Origin of the sequence: Brevibacillus parabrevis (genome assembly GCF_022701015.1) — a bacterium.
Taxonomy (GTDB): Bacteria; Bacillota; Bacilli; order Brevibacillales; family Brevibacillaceae; genus Brevibacillus; species Brevibacillus parabrevis.
Map to the genome: position 1 here is coordinate 403,577 of NZ_CP064090.1, position 21,191 is coordinate 424,767.

General features: G+C 54.0%; 20 protein-coding genes. 11 read left to right on the forward strand and 9 right to left on the reverse strand.

Going from position 1 to position 21,191, the window contains the following annotated elements:
- Nucleotides 1–10 precede the first annotated feature (10 nt).
- From IRJ17_RS01855 to IRJ17_RS01890, 8 genes are all read left to right on the forward strand, one after another.
- On the forward strand, nt 11–949 hold the full coding sequence (locus IRJ17_RS01855; protein WP_122966612.1) for an AAA family ATPase: 939 nt from the start codon (nt 11–13) through the stop codon (nt 947–949).
- 5 nt (nt 950–954) lie between these two features.
- Nucleotides 955–2,145: a DUF58 domain-containing protein gene (locus tag IRJ17_RS01860; RefSeq protein ID WP_122966613.1), complete on the forward strand. Its 1,191-nt coding sequence runs from the start codon at nt 955–957 to the stop codon at nt 2,143–2,145.
- The gene (locus tag IRJ17_RS01865; protein ID WP_242772948.1) at nt 2,142–3,509 is read left to right on the forward strand and encodes a DUF4129 domain-containing protein; all 1,368 of its coding nucleotides are present in this window, start codon (nt 2,142–2,144) and stop codon (nt 3,507–3,509) included. The genes IRJ17_RS01860 and IRJ17_RS01865 overlap by 4 nt, the downstream gene beginning before the upstream one ends.
- 154 nt (nt 3,510–3,663) lie before the next feature.
- Nucleotides 3,664–4,752, forward strand: a complete 1,089-nt coding sequence (locus IRJ17_RS01870) for an ArsR/SmtB family transcription factor (protein ID WP_122966615.1) — start codon at nt 3,664–3,666, stop codon at nt 4,750–4,752.
- A 1-nt stretch (nt 4,753) separates the two neighbouring features.
- Nucleotides 4,754–5,563: an ABC transporter permease gene (locus IRJ17_RS01875; RefSeq protein ID WP_242772949.1), complete on the forward strand. Its 810-nt coding sequence runs from the start codon at nt 4,754–4,756 to the stop codon at nt 5,561–5,563.
- A gap of 16 nt (nt 5,564–5,579) precedes the next feature.
- Complete coding sequence (locus tag IRJ17_RS01880) at nt 5,580–6,566, forward strand: ABC transporter ATP-binding protein (protein ID WP_063229413.1); 987 nt, start codon at nt 5,580–5,582, stop codon at nt 6,564–6,566.
- Nucleotides 6,563–7,378, forward strand: coding sequence for an ABC transporter permease (locus IRJ17_RS01885; protein WP_122966618.1), 816 nt, complete (start codon nt 6,563–6,565; stop codon nt 7,376–7,378). The genes IRJ17_RS01880 and IRJ17_RS01885 overlap by 4 nt, the downstream gene beginning before the upstream one ends.
- 227 nt (nt 7,379–7,605) lie before the next feature.
- Nucleotides 7,606–7,725, forward strand: coding sequence for a putative holin-like toxin (locus IRJ17_RS01890; RefSeq protein ID WP_208715247.1), 120 nt, complete (start codon nt 7,606–7,608; stop codon nt 7,723–7,725).
- Between the two features lie 222 nt (nt 7,726–7,947).
- Here IRJ17_RS01890 and IRJ17_RS01895 read toward each other — a convergent pair whose 3' ends face one another.
- The 4 genes from IRJ17_RS01895 to IRJ17_RS01910 all read right to left on the reverse strand — a co-directional run bounded on the left by IRJ17_RS01895 (nt 7,948) and on the right by IRJ17_RS01910 (nt 12,214).
- A complete protein-coding gene (locus IRJ17_RS01895; RefSeq protein ID WP_122966620.1) occupies nt 7,948–8,640 on the reverse strand; it encodes a M24 family metallopeptidase in 693 nt (230 codons plus the stop codon).
- 20 nt (nt 8,641–8,660) lie between these two features.
- A complete protein-coding gene (locus tag IRJ17_RS01900; RefSeq protein WP_242772952.1) occupies nt 8,661–9,437 on the reverse strand; it encodes an HAD-IIB family hydrolase in 777 nt (258 codons plus the stop codon).
- A gap of 121 nt (nt 9,438–9,558) precedes the next feature.
- Entirely contained in the window at nt 9,559–10,938 is a 1,380-nt protein-coding gene (gene pdxR / locus IRJ17_RS01905; protein ID WP_242772955.1) for a MocR-like pyridoxine biosynthesis transcription factor PdxR, read from the reverse strand.
- Between the two features lie 247 nt (nt 10,939–11,185).
- Nucleotides 11,186–12,214 carry an NADH:flavin oxidoreductase/NADH oxidase gene (locus tag IRJ17_RS01910; protein WP_242772959.1) on the reverse strand — a complete coding sequence of 343 codons (1,029 nt, stop codon included), beginning with the start codon at nt 12,212–12,214 and terminating at the stop codon, nt 11,186–11,188.
- A 122-nt stretch (nt 12,215–12,336) separates the two neighbouring features.
- Here IRJ17_RS01910 and IRJ17_RS01915 point away from each other — a divergent pair, with 122 nt between their 5' ends.
- Entirely contained in the window at nt 12,337–12,570 is a 234-nt protein-coding gene (locus IRJ17_RS01915; protein ID WP_173599922.1) for a hypothetical protein, read from the forward strand.
- Nucleotides 12,571–12,926: 356 nt separating this feature from the next.
- Here the strand turns inward: IRJ17_RS01915 and IRJ17_RS01920 are convergent, their stop codons facing one another.
- Nucleotides 12,927–14,030: a citrate synthase/methylcitrate synthase gene (locus IRJ17_RS01920; RefSeq protein ID WP_173597977.1), complete on the reverse strand. Its 1,104-nt coding sequence runs from the start codon at nt 14,028–14,030 to the stop codon at nt 12,927–12,929.
- A 119-nt stretch (nt 14,031–14,149) separates the two neighbouring features.
- Nucleotides 14,150–15,064, reverse strand: coding sequence for a LysR family transcriptional regulator (locus IRJ17_RS01925; protein ID WP_122966624.1), 915 nt, complete (start codon nt 15,062–15,064; stop codon nt 14,150–14,152).
- 261 nt (nt 15,065–15,325) lie between these two features.
- Between IRJ17_RS01925 and IRJ17_RS01930 the strand changes: the two genes are divergently transcribed.
- Nucleotides 15,326–16,972: a DUF6583 family protein gene (locus IRJ17_RS01930; protein ID WP_122966625.1), complete on the forward strand. Its 1,647-nt coding sequence runs from the start codon at nt 15,326–15,328 to the stop codon at nt 16,970–16,972.
- Between the two features lie 63 nt (nt 16,973–17,035).
- Here the strand turns inward: IRJ17_RS01930 and IRJ17_RS01935 are convergent, their stop codons facing one another.
- The 3 genes from IRJ17_RS01935 to IRJ17_RS01945 form a co-directional block, all read right to left on the reverse strand.
- The gene (locus IRJ17_RS01935) at nt 17,036–17,482 is read right to left on the reverse strand and encodes a metal-dependent hydrolase (RefSeq protein ID WP_229049798.1); all 447 of its coding nucleotides are present in this window, start codon (nt 17,480–17,482) and stop codon (nt 17,036–17,038) included.
- A 52-nt stretch (nt 17,483–17,534) separates the two neighbouring features.
- Nucleotides 17,535–17,897 (reverse strand): cupin domain-containing protein, encoded by a 363-nt coding sequence (locus IRJ17_RS01940; RefSeq protein ID WP_122966626.1) that lies wholly within the window; start codon nt 17,895–17,897, stop codon nt 17,535–17,537.
- Nucleotides 17,898–17,981: 84 nt separating this feature from the next.
- Nucleotides 17,982–19,805, reverse strand: coding sequence for an SgrR family transcriptional regulator (locus IRJ17_RS01945; protein ID WP_242775195.1), 1,824 nt, complete (start codon nt 19,803–19,805; stop codon nt 17,982–17,984).
- 120 nt (nt 19,806–19,925) lie between these two features.
- Between IRJ17_RS01945 and IRJ17_RS01950 the strand changes: the two genes are divergently transcribed.
- Nucleotides 19,926–21,113, forward strand: coding sequence for an MFS transporter (locus tag IRJ17_RS01950; RefSeq protein WP_242772962.1), 1,188 nt, complete (start codon nt 19,926–19,928; stop codon nt 21,111–21,113).
- Nucleotides 21,114–21,191: the final 78 nt, after the last annotated feature.

Below are 21,191 nucleotides of genomic sequence, written 5' to 3' on the forward strand. Positions count from 1 at the left end.
GAGAAATCTCATGACTCATCCTGCTCTGGATAGCCTGCTTGCCACCGTAAACCGAGTAATCGTGGGAAAAGAAGATCAGGTCCGCCTGCTGGTAACAGCTCTTTTGGCGCGTGGACATGTGTTGCTGGAGGACTTGCCTGGCATGGGCAAAACTGTACTCGCCAAAACTTTGGCCCAAGCGATCGGCGGAACGTACAACCGCCTTCAGTTTACTGCCGATCTGCTCCCGTCCGATGTAGTAGGTTTGCATGTTTTCAATCAGCGCACGAGCGAGTTTGAACTGCGCAAAGGGCCTGTTTTCGCTGACGTGCTGCTCGCTGATGAAATCAATCGCGCGACTCCGCGGACTCAATCCGGCTTGCTGGAATGCATGGAAGAACGCCAGGTAACGATTGAAGGCGTTACATTGGCACTGCCTTCGACCATGCTGGTAATCGCCACCCAGAACCCGATTGAATCAGAAGGCACTTATCCATTGCCAGAGGCTCAACTGGACCGCTTCCTGTTCCGGTTGTCGCTTGGCTACGGCACACGCGAAGACGCCAAGGAGATTTTGCGCAGATTTCGCAGCAGCTCTCCTCTGGAGACGATTCAGCCCGTAATAACGGTGGAAAAGATTGCTGCCCTGCAAAAAGAAGTCGCCGCTGTCCACGTCAGCCAGGCGGTAGAAGACTATGTCATCGATTTGACCGAAGCTACCCGCAGCCATCGCTCTGTCGACGTCGGCATCAGCCCGCGCGCCATGCTTGCCCTGCTGCGCTCGGCACAGGCTTACGCTTTTGTATCCGGGCGCACTTACGTTTTGCCGGACGATGTCAAAGCCGTGTTCCCGAGCCTCGCTGCCCATCGAATCCGTCTGTCCATGGAAGCCGAGCTGCATGTGACGGAGCAGGAAGTGGTTATGCAAATCATGTCCAGCGTGCCGGCACCTGTTGAGGAAAGCGTGTAAGCCTGATGGATACGAAGCAAACCTTTCATGTGATCGGCTTTCTCCTCCTGCTTTTCGGACTTTTTTCGGGCAGCTGGTTTCTCTGGCTGCTTGGCGGATTTTTCTTTTTCATGCCTGCTGCCCAAGAGTGGTGGGCAAAATCGATAGTCAAATGGGTCAAGCTGGAGTGGACGAGCGACCAGACCCGCGTCATGCCTGGCACACCCGTGAACATCACCATTCGCCTGCACAACCGCTCCTGGCTTCCCCTGCCAGCTACGTGGCTGCGCTTTTCCTTGCCTGAGCATGTCACGGTGGACGGTGGAAACGAAGTCAAAACAAGCAATCAGCGCACCATCGTGCGACTGCGCTTTGATTTGCCCATCCGCCAGAGCGCAGCCAGAACGTTGACGCTGACCCCGCACAAGCGCGGTACGGTCTGGCTGACGGAAATTCAGTCAGAGACGATGCCGCTATTCGCAGACGAAGTAACTTTCCTGCCGATGCCGTTGTCTTTCTCCATGCTGGTTTACCCGTTGCCGCTGCCGCTTCCTCCGCTCGTCCTGGAAGAGACGCAGCCAGACGGCAGCAAGCTTTCGCGCCAGCGTCAGCAAGAGGATGTCACTTTTTTGCGCGGGACACGACCTTACATGCCAGGCGATCGGTTCAAGCATATTCATTGGAAAGCGACTGCGAAGACAGGCACGCTTGAAACAAGGCTTTTCGAACATACTGCCCATCCGAACTGGCGGATCATCGGCCACATTTTGCCGTCCTATGAACCGCTTGCGCAACGGCATAACGATGAAGCCAATGAACGCATCATTTCTTGCCTTGCCGCCTTGTCCATGCTTTGCCGCAAAAAGTCCATCGGCTTCGAGCTGTTCCTGACCGTCAAGCAGCGTGGACGCGAGCATTTTCACCTGCCTGCTGGCAGCGGTAAATCCCATCATTTGCACGTCATGACCCAACTGGCGCAATTGAACCATTACGTGACGACGCCTCTGCCCTCCCTGCTCCGCCGACTGGAAGAAAGCCCGGCAAAAGAAGCGGTGATTCTCGTAACCGCGCGTCCCGATGAACTGCCTGTCGCCACCATGGAACAGTTGCTTCGCCGCGGTCACAAAATCGCCGTGCTGGATGTCTCGCAGGAACAGGTTGTATTCGCACGGCAAGAGCTGGCACAAGCCAGGAAAAGGAGTGTGATGGCGCGGTGACCTTTTCTCTTCTAAGCCGCTGGACGCTCATTTTCTGGCTGGAGGCGCTGCTGATCGGTGGGGCACTGATGCTGTTGGGCTGGATTACGGCAAGTTTTGGTCAGCTGCTCTTCTTTTGCCTGGCCGCCTCCCTGCTGTTGCTCGCCGGAAGCTGGCTGTACCATCACGGTGGTCGGCACTCTCTTCTCCATCTGCTGCTCTATCCAGTCGTACTGGGGGTTGGCGTACTCAGCTATTACTTGTACGGCTCCTGGCTGATTGCGCTCGCTTTGACAGGCATTTTTTATTGGCGCGTGCAAACGGCAGTAGCCAATGGCCTTGGGCATAGCAGTATGCAACGCCGTTTCGTGCTGGCATTTATGGTCTGCCTGATTCAACTCGTCGTGGCCGCCTTGTACGGAACGATGGTTCATCCGGAAACGTTTACGCCTGCTCCGTACTTCGGCATGCTGGCCCTGGTTACGGGCAGCTACGTGTTGATTTCTCTCGCCGTTTTCCTGCTGCGGGAAGAGTCTCTGCCTGTCCGTCTGCCCGGCTCTTTGGGCGCTAAACTGGCTGCGCAGGTTGTCGGGACGCGGCTGGTGTTGACCGTTGGCTATATAGCGGCTGCCTCTGTCGTGCTCGGCCTTGTGGGATTTGTCTGGTCGTGGGTAAAAGGGCCGCTTGGCGCAGGGCTTTACATGCTCATCGAACCAGTCCTGCTCAAGCTTGCGGATTGGATCGGCGGCTTGTCGCAAGTGCTGAACAAAGACCAGCGTGTCCATAATGCCCTGGATGGTCAAGGTCAAAGCGAAAATCTCCCACTGGACCCGGTTCAGCAAGGTGAACCACTGTTTTCCGTGTTGGAGCCGTATTTGATTGCGCTCGTCATTCTCGCATCGCTCATTCTTTTGGGTTGGTACATGTGGAAGCGCCGCCGTCGCGCCGAACACACAGCGGCACCCGCAGACAATACGGATTACGCGGCAAATTTGTCTGCGCTTCCGCCGACTGTTGACGGTGACGCGGCAGCATGGGATGTCTCCCAATGGTTTAAAAAGCCGATTGGCCCGGAAGACGATCCCACTCGTTACGCCTACTATCAGTTTTTGCAAGCAATGGCGAAGCGCGGGGCCACCGTCCAGCCATATGAGACAACGCAGGAATTTTTCAAGCGATTGCAGTATCATCCGGTTATGACGGCACCAGCGCTGGAGCTGGCCGCCAAAATCACCAGTTTCTACGAACAGTATCGCTATCAGGAGCATTCGCTGTCGCCTGAGGAGCTTGCGGACATGCAGCAAGCTGTCCAGGCGCTGGCTGCCCACGCGGAAAATGACAGCCAGAGCCAGAACCCGAATCAGAGTCAGGCGCAAAACCAGTGACCAAACCAAAGAGCAACCACCCGCCATCGGCGTTCGTGGTTGCTTCTTTTTTTCTCTTGACATCCTCCCCTCTCTCCTCCATAATTTCCTCACTTTTGCCCGCTTCCAAATTGGATTCACCAAACAGTTAATCAAACGAAAAGGAGGGGGAACCATGCAAGATTTGCCGCTCTGGCTGCGCAAACACCTGTCGATTGCCTACGTGCCCGGCTTTGAGTTTTTTCTCAGCTTGCACGTCCTGGCAAGACCCGATCACCACACGTCCCGGTTGGGCTGGGCACAGGAAACACTCCAGGCGCTTCCGGCATCGCTCGTCAAGCAACTGCATCAGTTCAGCAGCATGTCCAACCAGTTTCTTGACGCCATGGACTTTCTTGTACCGTGGGAAGAAGGCTATGAGCATTCCGTAGAGGCCAGTCTGGAGCGGGTGCAGGCGCTGGACGCGGCACAGTTTGTCCAATTGATGATGGGGCCTGTCTATCATCCCCGGCAAATGCAAAAGTGGCTGCAAGGCTACACGGATGACGCATTCGAACAGCTTAAACCGGAGCATCGGGACTTGCTGCGGCATCCATTGTCCGCCAAGCGCAGCTTTCTGGAATTTTGCTACGCCTATCTGCCGTTTTTTCGCGCAGAAGAAAGGCGCATTGAGCCGTGGCTGGTGCGCGCCGTTCATGAAGGCCAGGAGCAGATTGCCACAGATCCGGTCGGGTTTTTGTCGCAGGTGCATCCCCGGCTGAAAGTACATGAGAAATTTTTGCAATTTCACAAGGCACAAACGTATACATTCGCCTATTCCGAGCTGGCCCGCATCCATTTGCGCGTCTCCACGTTTGTCTCGCCGCATTTGCTGCTTGGCATATACGGGGAGCACATCTCGGTAGGTTATTGCGTCGATGTGCCGGGGAGCACTGCCACCTCAGCGATTCCGGCAGATTTTACGCTGAAAATGAAAGTGTTCAGCGATCCGACGCGGACGGCTATTCTCAAGTCGCTGCTCGCTCACCCTTATTGCACGCAGCAGCTCGCCGACCTGCACGGCGTCAGTGAACCAGCGATCAACAAGCATCTGAAGCTTTTGGTAGACGCTGGCTTCGTCTGGAGCGAGCGGCGCGGTAGGTACGTGTTTTACCGCGGGATTACCTCCCGCCTGGAGCAGTTGGCTGTCGATCTGCACGAGTTCATCGACATGCCGACACCTGCGCTACCCATCTCTCCCCCGCAAAACGAAAGGAGGAATTGACTTGTTTCGAGTCGCCAAAGCAACCTTTGTCCGCAACACGCTTGTCATGCTCCGGGCTTATCCGTGGTCGTTTGTCATCGGTCATATTTTGGCTGGCGTGTACACGGTGCTGTTCGCCTACTTTGCCTATCATTATGTATTTGCCGGGCAGCTGGACAGCCGCTTCCAGCACTTGGCTGGCACAGCCGATTATTTGTCCTATGCGATTTTGGGCGGCGCTTTTTACGCTTTTGCCGTCTCCACCTTGATGAACGTAAGCCGTTCGCTCATTACCGAGCTGCGGGAAGGCACGCTGGAAGCGGTGCTGCTCACCCCGTCTTTGCGCCGAGGGTACTTTTTGGGCAATGTCGCCCAGCAAGTCATGCGCACGGTGTTTGAATTTTCCATCATCTTGCTGATCGGAGCGCTGTTCGGGCTGAATCTCGTTCATACACACCTGTGGAGCGCGATTGCCGTCTGGATTTTGTCTACAGGTGCGTTTTTCTGCCAGGCTCTCGTGCTCGGCTCGCTGATGCTGCGTTTTCGTGATACATACATCACGCAAAACACGCTGTTTGTCATCATGGCGTTCGTCTCTGGCGTCACGTTTCCCACTCCGTACTTGCCGGAATGGCTGCAGCCGCTCGGGGCGATCATGCCGCTGTCGCCTGCGCTGGACGCTTTTCGCCAATGCGTGATTCAGGGCAAGCCGCTGGTCGCTGTTGCTCCCCAACTGCTCCATATGGCCGTTTTGTCGCTTGCGTACCTCGTCATCGGCATGTGGGGCATGCGGCGAATGGAGAAGCGCGTCGTCGAATCGATATTTGCATAAAAGGAGGTCTTTTCCCGTGCTGATTGTGGAAAATGTGCGAAAAGTATATCGCGTGAAGGAAAAAGGAAGCTGGCTTCGCCAACAATGGAAGGAAGTAGAGGCCGTATCGGATGTGTCGTTTCGGATGGTGCCCGGAAAAATCATCGGGCTGTTGGGAATCAACGGAGCGGGGAAAACCACGACGATCAAAATGTGCTCGACCTTGCTCACTCCTACCAGCGGAACGATTACGGTAGACGGGTATGACGCGGTCAAGGAGGATCGGTTCGTAAAAGCCAAAGTCAACATGATCGCAGGCGGCGAGCGGATGCTGTACTGGCGCTTGACCGGGCGGGAAAACTTGCACTATTTCGGCAGCCTGTACGGACTGCACGGCGGAGCGTTGCGCAGCAGAATCGATTCGCTGCTCTTGCAAGTCGGGCTGCTCGATGCCGCTGATACCCCCGTAGAGCGGTATTCCAAAGGCATGAAGCAACGGCTGCAAATCGCTCGCGGCCTGATTAACGATCCGAGCTATTTGTTTCTGGATGAGCCGACACTGGGGCTGGACGCTCCGATCGCCAGGCAATTGCGCAAGCATGTAAAAGAACTGGCTGTCGCGCACGGAAAAGCGATCCTGTTGACCAGTCACTACATTCACGAAGTCGAGGAGCTGTGCGACGAGGTGTACATCATCGACAAAGGCAAGCTGGTCGCACATGACACCCCTGCGCAACTGACCCAATCGCTCAACCTGGAGACAGCTTTGCACGTCGTCATCCCGGCGCTTTCCGCTTCCCTTGATCTCGATTTGCAAAAGCTCGCCGTGCGCTACGGCGGCTCACGGGAAATTGCCGAAACAGATGAACACACATGGGAAGTGACCTTGCGCGGGCAAACCGATATGACCACGCCGCTGCTCTCGCTGTTAGCCGCCCATCAGTCGCCCGTCCTGCGCCTACATACCCAGCAGCCGTCCCTGGAGGATGTCATCCTGCACATGGCAGACAGGAGGGGCGCATGAAGCAGCTTACTGCGCTGTTGTGGGCGGAAATCCAGAAGGAGCATCGGCATTCTTTTCACAGCAAAATGGTGTACTTCAGCCTGCTGATCTGGCCCGCCATCATGTTCGTGACCGCGTATTATTCGTTTGCGCCGTTTCGCACAGGAGCCGATTCGCCGCTTGCCCGCTTCCTCTCTGCCGAGCAGCTCCCGCTGTTTTTATTGACCGGGTATCTCGGGTACATTTTTTTCTGGTGCCTGGTGCAATCCGCCTGGCAAATGAGCTTCGAGCGACAGGCCGGGACGATGGAAATGATTTTTATCAGCCCGGTCAATCGGCTGGCTTTCCTGTACGGGCGTTCCCTCTCCTCGCTTGTCGAGGGCGTCTGGCTGTTCTTTTGCTTCACCCTGCTGGCGCTGCTGTTCGTCGGCGGGATGCATCCAAGCGGCTGGTGGGCGATCCCGCTCGCGTTTTTCGTCCTGCTTGTCTCAGCCATCGTCTGGGGCGGTTTTTTAAGCGTCCTCTTCCTGTTTTCCCGCGACGCGAGCTTCTTGTATACCGTCCTGGACGAACCGATGCTGATCTTCTCCGGCGTACGCCTTCCGCCGCTGGCTTTTCCGCTCTGGGCCAAAGCGATTTCGTTTTGCTTTCCGCTCACCTACGCTCTCCAGCTTGTGCGCGGCTTGTTGATGGAAGGCGCGCCTCTGTCCGCTTTGGCGCCTGAATTGGCACTGTTGGCCAGCGTCTTGCTGCTGCTCGTGCTGGTGACGGTCGTGTTGCTGAAAAAGGCGGAAAAGCACATGAAAGAGACGGGCAACATGGTGATGTACTGAGTTTTGCGCACAAAAAAACCGCTTGATCCGAATGGGAGCAGGCGGTTTTCCGCTATGGCATGACCAAGCGGTACAACAAGCTTCGACCGCCGCGCCACTTTATTCAAATACGAATTAGACAATCATACCAGAAAAATAGTAAAATTTGGACAAGTACACAGATACGGCTCAATCTTGAGGGTGGTCGGCTCATCTCCCCACGTCACAAACGGAAGGGAGGTGGGATCGTGGCAATTACTCACGAAACGCTTTCGCTTATGCTCCAGTTTGGCGGCTTTGTTGTCGGACTGCTGAGCCTAGTCGTAGCAATCGTTGTTGCCTTGTCCAAACGAAATGACCGCCCTTAAGCTTTGACGTGGCTAAGGCGGTCATTTCGTCCGTTTTACAAGTCACTTGAGCCGATCCCCGTAAAGGGGCCGTCTTTGTACCACCGACATGGTGTTACCAGCACCGTGTCGGTTTCTTTTTTATCGTTCCCGGTTGCAGTTATCGATATAACGATAACTTTCTAGCTTCATAATAGCACCCTCTCCCATCCATTGACAACGGGAGAGGGTAAAAATGATGGATTAGTCCACCGTCAGCAGCTTTTCTACGAAGCCGCCGATTTCCAATTTGCGATCGACGAAGTGTACCTCCAGGATCCAGTCGCGCGGATGACCATTGTGATCAGGGTCTCTCATCGGTTTGTTGTTGTCCGGGTGAATGTAGTTGACGATGTCTTCCCCCTGAATTTTCTCGTGCGGAAATTCGCCGATGAGGTGTCCGGCGTGTGGCCCGCCAAACTCCCAGCCGTTCTCTTCAGCGACCTGGCACATGTAGTGAAACAACTCGCTGCTCGTAATATCCGGCTTGGATTCAAAGTAAGCCTTGCCCAAATCCCACGCTTTTTCGATATCGTCGCGCAGCTTGATTTTCATCGGGTCATTGCCGAGTACGTACGTCCGCCCCAGATCAGCTTCCCAGTCCTCAAAAATCGGTCCGAAATCGAGGAAAATAATATCCTCTGGAGTGACAATCAGGTCCGGCGGATTCTCCCTGTATGGATGGAGCGTGTTTTTTCCGGCGCGCACAATTCGCTTGTGCCAATACTTTTTGATCCCGAACATTTGAAAGGCAAGCTCGTAAATCTCTTGATTGATCTGTTTTTCCGACGCCCCGCTGCGAATGATTCCTGTTTCTTCGATCCGGGCAAACAATTGCTCTGCTTTTGTTTCTGCTTCACGCAAAGCCCGGTGTCTTTGCACCAATGCCTGATTCATCTTCCATTCCCCTCCTCAATTTAATACGTCCGAGCAGGCTTGTACGCCACGCTCAGTTCCCGAATTTTGGAAACAATCACACTCTCGACCTGGCTGTCCACCGCGATTTTTTCAGTCGCCAGCGGCACGAGCGGCTCGTACTCGCCAATCAGGACACTGTGCTGCGCCTGTTCGAAAAGCGGCAGATCGTTCATGTCATTGCCAAAGCAAATGAATGGTTCATCCTGCGGGGCAAACCGCTCCAGGGCAGCGAGCTTGTTGACACCCCGGCAGGTGAGATCGAGAATGTCCTCTGCGGAATGGTGGTGCATGGTGACGTCGAGTTCCTTCAGTCTTGCCGCCAGATCTTTCGTCCGGTCTGCCGATAAAATCAAGATTTTCAAAACGGCATCCAGCTGATCGAAGTCGATGCGGCTAGCTTTGCGCCCACAGTCGATATTGCGCATGACCGGGTGAGCTTCTGTGCAGTTATGAGCGTAATCCCACTTGTCATCAATCAAAAACTGCGCTTGATGATCAGCCAGGATACGAATGATTTCTGTTGCCAACTGGCCGGGAATCGCCGTGTAGCTCTGCAACCGTCCCTGATGATAAGTCATGGCTCCATTCGCCCCGATCAGAAGATGGTTGGCAAACCGCTCATCCAAAACCGGCAGCATATCCCGGCACGGCCTGGCGGAAGCAAACCCTACAGTGTGGCCTTCCTGCTCCAGTTCAAGCAGACAATCCAGAATGCTCTTGGAGATAGGCTGCCCCTTGAAGCAGATCGTCCCATCCAAGTCGAAAATAAACCTCATCTGCTCCCTGTCCCCCTTTACTCTATCGCTTTCATATGTATCATCATAGAGTGCAAGAGGCCCTCTCTTGAAGGGACAGATTTCACAAAATGACCGGGTCAGATTCGCAAAAAGCAGCTTTTTACCCGAACCAGGCAGCAGCCAACTGCCGGATGCCCGTCTCGATCTCCTGTTCGTTCAAAGCCCCGTACCCGAGCAGAAACGACGGGTATTCCCGGATGTCCTGCACCCAGTACCTCGCTGTCCCGTACACTTTTACCCCGTTTCGCAAAGCGCGCTCCATCCACTCTGCTTCGCTGCCTTTTTCCTTAACGGTCAAAAACGCGTGCAGCCCTGTGTCCTTTCCTTGCACGTCCACGCGATCCCCCATCCAGCGGGAGACAGCTTGAAGAAAAGCTTGCCGCTTGTCTGCGTAGCTTTTGCGCATAGCCTGCACGTGCCTGTGCCAAAAACCGTCGGACAAATACGCGGACAATGTCAGCTGATCCAGTCTGGCGACGGGCTGATCGTATTCCGGCACACGCTGGTAAAAGCGCGACAAAAGATCATAAGGGAGCACCATGTAACTCAGATTGCAGACAGGCAGCAACGCTTTGGACAGCCTGCCGATGTAGACCACTTTTTGCGGAGACAAGCTTTGGATCGCAGGAAGGAAGCTCTCTTCGTACTTGAACTCCCACTCATAGTCATCTTCCACGATATACGCGCTAGTTTGTGCCCATTCGATCAGCTCGGTTCTTTTTTCAAGCGGCATCACAAGCTTGTTGATAAATTGCTGGGACGGGCTGACGTACATGACAGTTGCCTTGCTGTTCAAAAGCTCTGGTATGGAGACGCCGTCCGCGCCTACCGTGATGCCCCGGACTTGATAGCCGCCGTTGACAAACGTGTTTCGCGCGCCGTCATAGCCAGGGTTCTCCACGCCAATGATCTGTTTCTCCCTGTCCAGAAGCTGTACCAAAACGGAAACGAGCTGCTGGGGAGTAGCTCCGACGACAATCTGCTCCGGGGTCGCCATGACTTTGCGCGTCTCGTGCAACAGCTTTGCCAGTTCTTTTCGCAGCTCGAACTCGCCCTGGTCCTGACCCTCTACCATGTAGCGCTGCTGGTGGTCGGCAATCACCCGGTTGCGCAGCTTGCTCCACTGCTGAAACGGGAAAGCTCCCAATTCGATATTGCCGTAGCGAAAATCCGTATGAATGTTCAAAGGGGCTGCTTCTGTCGTGCTTGGAGTGTGCCTGGTCGCAGGGGCTTCCGCCTTGTAGACGACCTGATATCCCTTTTTCGGCATGCTGCTGACATAGCCCTCGGACATCAATAACTGGTACGCGACTTCTACCGTATTTTTGCTGACGCCAAGCGACTGCGCGCAACTGCGAATGGAAGGGAGAAATTCCCCGTGCCGGACTTGTCCGTTCACGATTTCGTCTCTTAGATGGTGATACATTTGCGTAAAAAGCGGTTCTTTATCGGTAAACCGGATCGTCGAAAGTTCTCGCAAAAACTACCTTCTCCTTTCGGCCGTACTTTGTGCATTAGTCTATCACAGAAGCTGACTCTTCTCGATGCAGGATCGTTTTGTGTGAGGGCATCTGCCTTTTGCGAGCCTGTCTTTTCCGCGGCTGTCAGGTATGTGAAGCTGCGCCGTTGCAGGATGATCTTTTGGCATGCAAAAAAGCAACCTCTCTGTCTGCGAATCACGAATCGCGAATCGGCAGCAAGAAAGGTTGCTTTGTTTTTAGGAGTGATTAAAATGCACGCGCGTATTGCTTTGGCGCGTCAAGCTCGTCGGCGGACAGCTCGCGGATGGCGTGAAGCGCCCAGTACGGATCGCGCAGCATGCCGCGTCCGACAGCTACCAAATCCGTGTCGCCATTGCCGATCGACGCTTCTGCCAGCCTCGGATCGTCGAGGTTGCCGACTGCAATCACCGGAACATCCAATGCCTGCTTGATCGCGCGGGCAAGTGGCACCTGATATCCTGGATGGATTCCCGGACGTCCGCCTGAACCGATCGGACCTTCGCCGCCACTCGACAAATGGAAAATGTCCACGCCCGCTTCTTTATATCTACGGGACAGCTCTGTGCTGTACTCCAGGCCATAACCGCCATCTACGTATTCTACCGCGGAAATCCGCATAATCAGCGGCATGTCTTCCGGGATCACTTCTTTGATCGCCTTGATGATTTCTACGCCGAACAGCGCTTTATCCCGTCCGTATTCATCGTCCCGCAAATTCGTCAGTGGCGAGTGGAACTGATGGATCAAGTATCCGTGCGCACCGTGGATTTCAATCGTGTCCACTCCCGCTTCCACTGCGCGTCTCGCTGCCTCCTGGAACTTGACGACCATCGCTTTGACTTCTTCTGTCGTCAGTGCCCGTGGCGTTTTGTAGCGAGAGCCAGGGAAAGGAATCGCAGATGCCGAGACAGGTACTTCGGCGTCCTCCGCTTTGCGGCCAGCGTGAGCAATCTGGATGCCGATTTTCGCGCCGTACTTGTGTACCTCGGAGATAATGCGCTTGTATGCCGGAATCTGCTCATCGGACCACAGGCCGAGGTCGAAGTTGGAAATGCGGCCATCCGGTTCCACATCTGTCATCTCTACGATGATCAAGCCTGTACCTCCTACTGCGCGAGACACGTAATGGACAAAATGCCAGTCGGTCGGCGTTCCGTCTTGCGCTTCCACGGAGTATTGGCACATAGGCGGCATCACTACGCGATTTTTCAAAGTGAGTCCTTTGAATTGAAACGGGGTAGACAACAGAGCCATTGATTCCACTCCTTACTTTTTTTCATTATCATGCCAAAAGTTAGCGACCTCTGCAATCCCCCTGCTGCACTTTCGGGTGGTGGAGTTGCAGATTAAGCGGAAAAGCTGGGTTGGGGGAGTGCTTGGGAGCTGGTGGTGGTCAGCGGGAGTTTCAAGGAAAAATGCCAAATACGAAAAGCTTGCTTGGGTTGACCTTCGTAGTCTGCTTCATCGGTACTTTAGGTGTGGCGAGGAAAGAGGCTGGTGAGTTCGACGTCAGTTTCAAAAAAAAACATGAAAACAGATTAAGGCTTTTCTTGAAGAAGATTGCTGTATGCGACTCTTTCATGCAAAAAGCTCGTTGCTGCCTGCATTAGATTTTCCGCCCCTGATCAACTTTCAAAAATCACTCCCCGACCAAAGCCTAACGTTGGCCGAGGAAACAGGAGAAACAAGCAGCAGGGCTTTCGGGCTCCTACCCAGCCGGAGGCGAAAAAGGAACACGGCCTTTAAGCGGCAACGTGAATCCACTTCTCCGAACAAACTCCTTTTGACGCGGTTTTCCTTTTTCACCGCAGGCGGCCAGTTTAAGCTCCCCGCAAGAGGCCAGGTGCCCTGCTGCGGTTTCTCCTGTTTCCTCCCTCCACTACAGCTTCGCTCAACACCCACCTAGATTTTTCAGCAAAAAAAGCCATCCGCAACAACGGATAGCTTTTGTAAAAGGCAACGTCTATTATTCCGGCATCGAGCCGATGTAATTCGATTGCGGGCGAATGATGCGGTTTTTCGCAGCCTGCTCCAAAATATGAGCGCTCCAGCCAACTACGCGGCTCACGGCAAAAGTCGGAGTGAACAAGTTCTCATCCAACCCAACCGCGCGCATGACCGCAGCGGCGAAGAACTCCACGTTTGTGTTCAGCTTGCGGCCCGGTTTGTACTCGTCCAGCAGTTGCAAACCGACCTTTTCCACATGTGTCGCCAGGTCGAACCACGGATCGTCCGCCGACAGCTCGGAAGCCACCACACGCAAAGCCGTTGCACGCGGGTCGATCGTTTTGTAGACGCGATGACCGAAGCCCATCAGGCGGCCACCGCTTTCCAGCTTGCTGCGCAGCCACGGCTCCGCATTTTCCTTCGTGCCAATCGCTTCGATCATCTCCGTTACTTCCGACGGAGCGCCGCCGTGCAGAGGACCTTTTAAAGCCCCGATGGCTGCCACAATCGAAGAAATCAGGTCAGACTCGGTTGAACCGACGACACGGCCAGCAAAAGTAGAAGCGTTCATGCCATGCTCCTGCGTCAAAATCAGGTACGCATCCAGCGCACGAACATGAGCCGAGTTCGGCTTCTCGCCTTTTAGCATGTACAAATAGTTCGCCGTGTGATCAAGCTCCGGGTTAGGGGAGATCGGCTCGCGGCCTTCCAGACAGGCGAAGCGATACGCCACGATTGTAGGCATTTTCGCAGCCAGCGCAATCACCTCGTCAATCGTTGGCGGGAAGCCTTGGGAGGAGCTGCCCAGCGCGGAAACGCCTGTGCGCAGCACACTCATCATATCGACATCTGCCGGGATCAGCTTCAGGATTCCTTTGACATGCTCCGGCAGTTCGCGGTTTGCTTTCAATTTATTCTTTAATTCCGTCAGCTCCTGCTCGCTTGGCAAATGGCCGAACCAGAGCAAGTGCGCTACTTCTTCAAACGTGTGGTGAATAGCCAGATCGCGCGCCCAATAGCCGCGGTATACGAGCAATCCGTTGATTCCATCTACCAGGCTCAGGTCTGTCTCCGCTACGGCGATTCCTTCCAGACCGATTGCCAAAGGATGTTGTTTTGTCATGATCGCCACTCCTTTTTCTTCTCTTTTCCCTTCAGTATATCGATTATTAATATGGAAGGGAAATAAAAGAAAAACCCGCTATCAATCACATTTTATAATCATTTGGCCCTTTGCTCTCCCTACTGCCTTCCCCCTTGCACAACCGAAGGCATCGGCGGATAGAGCGCCTGCAAAATCTCCATGAAATGCTTGGCTGGCTCGCTAATTCCCACTTTCGGCACGAGCAGGTAAGAAGCCACCTTTGGCAGCACAAGCCCCGGCGTCGGCAGCTCGATAAAGCGATTTTCAAACAAATCCCGACTGACAGCCGACCGGGGCAAAAAAGACACGCCAAGCCCGTCTTCAATGAAGCGTTTGGTGATGTCCACCTGCGATACCGCCATCGTGCGCAAAGCAAGTCCTCTCTGGCGCAAAAGCAGCAGCAAATCGTCCCAGTAGCCCGGGTGATTGTGGGTCAGCAAACGGTTCGCCTGCACTTCCTGCTCCCAATCAGGCAAAGGAGCGTCCATGTCGCCTCCGCTATGCGGTACAGCGAACACCACCGGATCTTCATACAGCAAGTACGTATCCAGCTGAAACTCGCCTGGCACCATCCGGGTCAGTCCCAAATCAGCCTGTCCACTCTGCACGAGCGGGCCGATCTCCACCGATTCGGCAATTTTGATCGAAATGTCTACATCCGGATATTGCTTGGTGAAACGGTGGAGCAGATGGGAGAAGCGGGCGCGGGCAATAATCGGCGAGACAGCCAGATGAAGCTTCTCCCGGTATCCTTGCCGCCACGCCTGCAAATCTTCCATGCTGTGGTGCCACTGTTCCAAAAGACCTTTTGCATGCGGCAGATAGCGCTTGCCCGCTGCCGTCAGCCTGACGCGTTTCCCAACCCGTTCAAACAGCTTGATCCCCAATTCCTTCTCCAGTTGTCGAATATGCTGGCTGACCGTTGGCTGGGCGATAAACAGCGCCTCAGCTGTCTGATGAAAATTTTCTGTTGTAGCCGCTACCAAAAACGTCTGCAGCACGCGAAAGTCCACACAATCTCCTCCTATCCATCCCCTTGTCTCTGTAGCCCGAAAAGCCGTCTGCCTTACCTGTTGTCGATTAGACAAGCTGTCCAGGGTGAAAAATTGGAACAAACACTTATATTTTTGGGTCTTTCTTCCTCATTTTTGAAAAAATTTACTGGAAATCACTTTCATCCTTCCCCCTTATGGTACAATACAAAATCGAGTGCGAAAAACCATTTACAGTTCGTACGCAAAAAAAAGAGAGAGTGTTACAAAGGGGAGGAACTCATGGAAACCACTACAAACGTGAACCCGCCACGCAAAAGCTCCAAAAAACCGCTGCTGATTGCGGGAGCAGCTGCTGTCGTTATTTTGGGCGGGCTCGGAACGGCCTACGCCAAATTCGACTTGTTCAAAAGCGCAAAAACGATCTACCTGCAATCGGAAGCGGAGAGCATGATGAAGTTCTCGTCCAACGTTTCCAAGGCTTATGGGGAATACGAAGAGTACATGAAGCCATATCTGGAAAAGCCTGTGCACTCCACAACCGAACTGTCTGATATTGCGATAGATGCTACAATCCCAGACCCGCAAGCACAAAAAATTCTCGATCTGCTGAAGAGCGCGAAAGTCGTCATGCAAAGCAACATCGACGAGCAAAAGCACCAGCAGCAAGGGAATCTCGAAGTTCATCTGAAAGACAAGAAGCTGGCTACGATTGAGTACTTCATGAACGACTCGCAGTTTGGCTTCCGTCTGCCTGATTTTTACTCGAAATACGGCTACATGGACTTGAAAGACCGCGATGCCCTCAAGCAAAAATACGGTCAAGAGATGCCTAAGCGTTTCCTCACCTATCGCGAACTGATGGAAGCAGTCCGCTTCAACCAGGATGAAGTGAAAAGCGTGCTGACTCCGTATGCTTTGCTGTACGCAGATTCGATCAAGGACACGCAAGTAGCAATCAACAAGGATGCTTCCTTCTCGGAAGAAGGCTTCAAGGAAAGCGCTCGTGAAATCACTGTGACCTTTACCGAAGAAGAGGCAAAAGCGCTCGCAACCAAGCTGGCAGAAAAAGCGAAAGCGGACACGAAGCTGTTTGATCTGATCTACACCCGCTACCACAACGTCGCTACCTTGATGGCTGACAGCGGTTATGTGGTAGATGAAGTTTCCAAAGAAGAGTTCAAGAAAGACTACGATCAAGGCTTCGATGACTTGCTGAAAGACATTAGCGACAGCTCTACAGCGAGCAAGGAACAAGTGAAAATGGTCGTGCTCGTAGACGGCGATCACCAAATCTTGTCCCGCAAACTGATGTTTACTGGGGAAGACAACAAACAGGAAAACCTGTTCTTCTCAAGCACCGCTTACCAAAAAGGCGCGGACAGCTACTATCGCTTCGCCATCCACAACCCGGAAGATCCGAAAAACGGCGAAGTATCCTACACGTACAAAGCGACTGAGCAAAGCGGCAAAACAAACGGCAAGCTGAATCTCCTGGTAAAAGAGAACGAGCAGCCAGCGCTTGATCTGTCGACAACATTTGAAACCGTCAAAGAAGGCAAAAAAGTAGACGGCAAGTACGATTTCGCAGTCGTTCTGGCAGACGAATACTCCGAGCCGATCGCTCTGAGCGGGAACGTCACTGTATCCGAGACATCTACAGATGCCGGGCGCGATTCCGACGCCAGCGTGAAAATCAACTTTGACCAGGCGACTCCAGACATGCCAAAAGGTATCAGCCTGAAAATGAAGTCCAAGCAAGAATTTGGCAAAGCGCTGGAAATTCCAGCCATGACAGCTGACAATGCCCTCAACCTGGCAACCATGACCGATGAGCAAATGATGGAAGTCCAACAAGAGGCAGGAGCCGCAGCAGAAAAATTCATGGCGGAAAACGCCGAGCTGGTCCAACAATTCATGATGCCATAAGCATCGCAACTGCGAGAATAAAAAGAACCTTGTCCACTGTGAAGTGCGGCAAGGTTCTTTTTCTTACATATATCCCATGTAGATGATGTAGACGATCGCCGCATAAAAGACGAGACGATCTACGGTTCCATAAAGCGCGCGCGACAGGCGCACACCTACCCAGCCCATTCGCAGCGGCCAAAACAGCTGAATACGCCCCACCAGCATGTCGCTGATCAGGTGCGAGAGCAATCCCCACAAGGCCGCCCAGCCCTCCGGGGAATCGCCCCAAAAAGCAGCCGGAAGCAACAAAATGACCCACGAATGCGTCAGCGTCCGGTGCCCAAGCCCTTTTTGCAGCATTTTGGACACAGGGCCCAGGAAATGCCCCAGCTTGCTTCTCGCCTGATCGATATCTGGCACCAGCGCCATCGTGGCACCAATTACGCTCCCCTTCCAGGAAGGGTACGCCCAGTATCCCGCGATTGCGCCAAGGAGCATATGTGTCTTCCACGTCATTTCTTTTTTCACACCGACTTTCTCAAGATGATCTTCCTCGTGCATGTGGAGTTGGCGTGAACCATTATGCTTCCAACAACGTCATGAAGCTGTCGGGATCAAGCTCCTCTCCCTCGATCACGATCGCTGTCATCCCAGACTCTGTTCCCGATTCGTGACCCTCGCCCGCCTGCCAAAAAGCCGCCTGGCCCGCCTGAATCGGAATCCGCTCGTCATCCTCTCCCCGCACCCAGCCCTCTCCGTTGACCACGAGAAAGAGCTGCGGGCAAACAGCCGGATGATAGCCTACTACCCCGCCGGCTTTTACATGAATACAGCCGATAGACACAGCATCTTTCGTACGCAAAATGCGGGAAAACACCGCGCCGACAGAATCAAAACGCTCGATCTCTCTCCCAGCCTGTTCGTCAAATCGGAATCGTCTCATCGTCTCTCCCCCATTTTTCGCACTGAACTCCTATCTTATCGCAATCGCCACATTCGTGACAGACTCTGTTTTCGGCGCTCTCCTTCATTTTGGTGTGGCGATATGCGCCTGTTTGAACCAGATGTCCTTGTAATTGGCTTGGCCCAGCGCATTTAACGAGACACCGGCAAGTGCCGAGTGGTAAACCGAATGCTGCCTTGTATGGTACAAAAACAGCAGAGCGCACCGCTCGGCCAGTAGCATCTCGATACGCCGCAGCCTCCTTTGCTGCCCTTCCTCGCCCTGTTCCTCCGCCAAAAGCTCCAGTTCACGATCAATCCGCTCGCGCAAGGCCGGATTCCACAAGTTCCGGGCAAAGCTGATGTCCGAGCGAAAAAACTCGACCATCCCCAAAATCCACTGCTCATCAAAAACCTCTCCCGCCAAAACGAGATCGGCTTGAAGCAATACCTCCGGCTTTTTCAACGTTTCAATCGGCACAATCGTCACATCGACGTGGACACCATACTCCATCAGCTGTTGCTGCACCCACTCGACGTTGTTTTCATTGCCCGCGCCTTCGTATGTATACAGCTTCAAGCGCTCTCCCCTATAACCGCTGTCCTTTACGGCAGCCTGTTTTTCCTCGCGGCTTCCCGCTGCCAGAGCGGGTTCGATCCCCGGAACTTCCGGAAAAAAGCTGTAGGCCCGCCCGTAGCGGTTTCCTTTCAGTTCGGCAATCATCTGCTTGCGCGAGAGGATGCTATCCACAGCCTGACGAAAAGCGCGGTTTTGCTGCGGGCCTTGCCGATTCAGGTTAAACGCAAGGTAAGTAGCCCCTCGCTCCACTTGCTTCAACTCCTGCCAGCTGCCCAGCGGCTTCGGCAAGCTCCAGGCTGTCTGGAAATGGACTTCTTTTTCCGTAGCAAAAAACTTCTCGCTGCGCTTGTCAAATTGCGGCACTACCCAGATTTCCACCCGATCCAAGTGTGCTCGTCCCTGAAAATAAGCGGGAAATGCCTCCAGAACAAACTGTTGCTCATCATTCGTCACCAGCCGAAAAGGCCCGCTTCCGACTGGCAAGCGACTGAACTCCTCGCCTTTTTGCTGCACCATGTCCACCGGAACGATGGACAGACGATCCGAAGCGAGACAGGCAGGCAGCAGTCGATTGGGCCGTCTTAGCCGGATGTGCAAAACGTTGGCGCCAAGAGCCGCCATTCGCTCCACATCTTCAAGCATCCAGCGATACGGCGATCCCGTCTGCGGATCAGCCACCCGCTCCAATGTCCGAACTACATCCTGCGCGGTCAACTCCCGCCCGTGATGAAACAAGACTCCTTTTCGCAAATAAAAGGTCCACTCCGTCCCTGCCGCATTCGTCTCCCATTGATGAGCCAAACGCGGCTTGTAGGCATGTTCCTTAGCATCGTAGCTGATCAGCGTATCGAAAATTTGCCTGACCATGTGCGACTCCGTGCGTCTGTTCACAAAAGCCGGGTCAAGACGGGGAATCGTTCTGTAAAAAGACATGCGCAGCGTGTCCAATGTCCGCTCTTCGACAATTTGACTGTGAAAGCCGAATTGCCCGGAGAGCCAGTCAAAAAAGCGTTCCCTGCCCCCGGCAGGAAGCCGGGACTCTTGCAGCAACTGCATCGCCCGCTCCAGATCGCCTTGCTCAATCTGGGCTTTGGCGAGCGGCATGACAATCTGCTCGACACTGCGCAAAAAAACAAGCTGCGAGCCGATTCCCCGCCCTCTGCCCGGCGTCCATTCGATCCAGCCTTGTTCGACCAGCTGCTTGATGATTTTTTTGACGTTGCGTTCCGTACAGCACAAAATCTCCGCCAGCTCGTGAAGCGTAATCGCTTGCGCTTCGCCCACCTGCCTGTTGGCAAAATGTTGGCGCAAGCGCAAGTAATGATACACAATCTGCAAAGTTGCCTCACTTCTTTCTATAAAAAGGGGAACTGCCTCTGCTACTACTCTACCCTTTTTCTTCCCCTTTTTCCAACTACAATGGAGAACGAAAAGGGGGTTTTGATTTTCATGCCGATCTGGCGCAATCGACCGTTTCTCATCTTGTTTTGCACGTCCACACTGCTTGCTTGCGGCAGCAAAGTATACGAACTGGCCCTGCCGCTCATTTTGTACGACATGACGCAGTCAGCCATAGCGATGACCACGATGAAAAGCATCGAGTTTTTGCCCAACCTGCTGCTCGCCATGTTCATTGGCGTATGGGTCGACCGCTTTTCGAAAAAGCGCTGGTCGCAATGGATGGTCTTCGGGCAAATGGTGCTGCTGTTTTCACTGTACGCCTTGTCCGCGGCTGGGCACGCCCAGGTCATTCACTACTACATCGCCGGATTTTTTCTGATGGCGTTCAACTACGGCTTCCAAAATGCGCGGGTGAGCATGATCAAGCAAGTCGTGCCTACGCCGCTGCTCACCGCGGCAAATGCCCGTTTTTCGTTCATGAGCACGTTCATTGAAATTATGGGCCCGGCGATTACCGGATTTATTTTGTTGCTGTCCAGTCTGTACTCAGGGCTTCTGATCACAGGCGTAGCCTATATGCTCGCTTTCATCGCGATCTCGTTCCTGGAAAAAGCCGATCCACCCGCTGCGCAAAAAGCCGGGTTCTGGCAGGAGCTAAAAGCTGGCTGGGCCGAGCTGTTGAGCAATAAACCGCTTTGGCATATCACGCTGCTCGTCATTTTTCTCAACGCGACTTCCGGCATGTACGACGCCATGATCATTTTCTTTGCCAAAGATCATTTGCGTCTCGATACTTCCACACTGGGGCTGGTCTTGTCTGTCGCCGGGCTTGGCGGCTTGATCGGCAGCTCCATCGTCGCTCCGCTGCGGCGGCGCTTTCCGCTCGGGAAAATGATGGGCGTAACGATTCTGTCACTCGGCTTCTCCTCTCTGCTCATGGTCTTCGCCACCAGTACGTGGCTGCTCTGCCTGTCCCTGTTTCTCACCGGGCTGATCGCTACGATTGAAAATGTCTGTATCTGGACGTTTCGCCAGGAGACTACGCCCGCCCATCTGATCGGGCGGATTAGCGGCATTACCGGCTCGATTTTCAAGCTGGGAATCGTCTTCTCTATCTTCGGCTCCGGCTTCATGACGGTGTCGATCGGCCCGTGGGCAGTCTTTCTTGTCGCAGCTCTCGGCAACATGCTGATCTTTCTCGTCTACCGCAAGCTGTCCTTGTGGCGGCTGGCCTGATCCGGCAATCACCGCACTCTCGCTTTATGTGGCAAAGAAAAAGCCACTTGCAGTTTTTTCGTGCCTGCAAGTGGCTTT

What these genes read in the sequence shown, in the direction of transcription:
- IRJ17_RS01855 (WP_122966612.1), top strand. Translation starts at nt 11, where the DNA reads ATGACTCATCCTGCTCTGGATAGCCTGCTTGCCACCGTAAACCGAGTA.
- IRJ17_RS01860 (WP_122966613.1), top strand. Translation starts at nt 955, where the DNA reads ATGGATACGAAGCAAACCTTTCATGTGATCGGCTTTCTCCTCCTGCTT.
- IRJ17_RS01870 (WP_122966615.1), top strand. Translation starts at nt 3,664, where the DNA reads ATGCAAGATTTGCCGCTCTGGCTGCGCAAACACCTGTCGATTGCCTAC.
- IRJ17_RS01885 (WP_122966618.1), top strand. Translation starts at nt 6,563, where the DNA reads ATGAAGCAGCTTACTGCGCTGTTGTGGGCGGAAATCCAGAAGGAGCAT.
- IRJ17_RS01895 (WP_122966620.1), bottom strand. Translation starts at nt 8,640, where the DNA reads ATGAATCAGGCATTGGTGCAAAGACACCGGGCTTTGCGTGAAGCAGAA.
- IRJ17_RS01900 (WP_242772952.1), bottom strand. Translation starts at nt 9,437, where the DNA reads ATGAGGTTTATTTTCGACTTGGATGGGACGATCTGCTTCAAGGGGCAG.
- IRJ17_RS01910 (WP_242772959.1), bottom strand. Translation starts at nt 12,214, where the DNA reads ATGGCTCTGTTGTCTACCCCGTTTCAATTCAAAGGACTCACTTTGAAA.
- IRJ17_RS01920 (WP_173597977.1), bottom strand. Translation starts at nt 14,030, where the DNA reads ATGACAAAACAACATCCTTTGGCAATCGGTCTGGAAGGAATCGCCGTA.
- IRJ17_RS01930 (WP_122966625.1), top strand. Translation starts at nt 15,326, where the DNA reads ATGGAAACCACTACAAACGTGAACCCGCCACGCAAAAGCTCCAAAAAA.
- IRJ17_RS01940 (WP_122966626.1), bottom strand. Translation starts at nt 17,897, where the DNA reads ATGAGACGATTCCGATTTGACGAACAGGCTGGGAGAGAGATCGAGCGT.
- IRJ17_RS01950 (WP_242772962.1), top strand. Translation starts at nt 19,926, where the DNA reads ATGCCGATCTGGCGCAATCGACCGTTTCTCATCTTGTTTTGCACGTCC.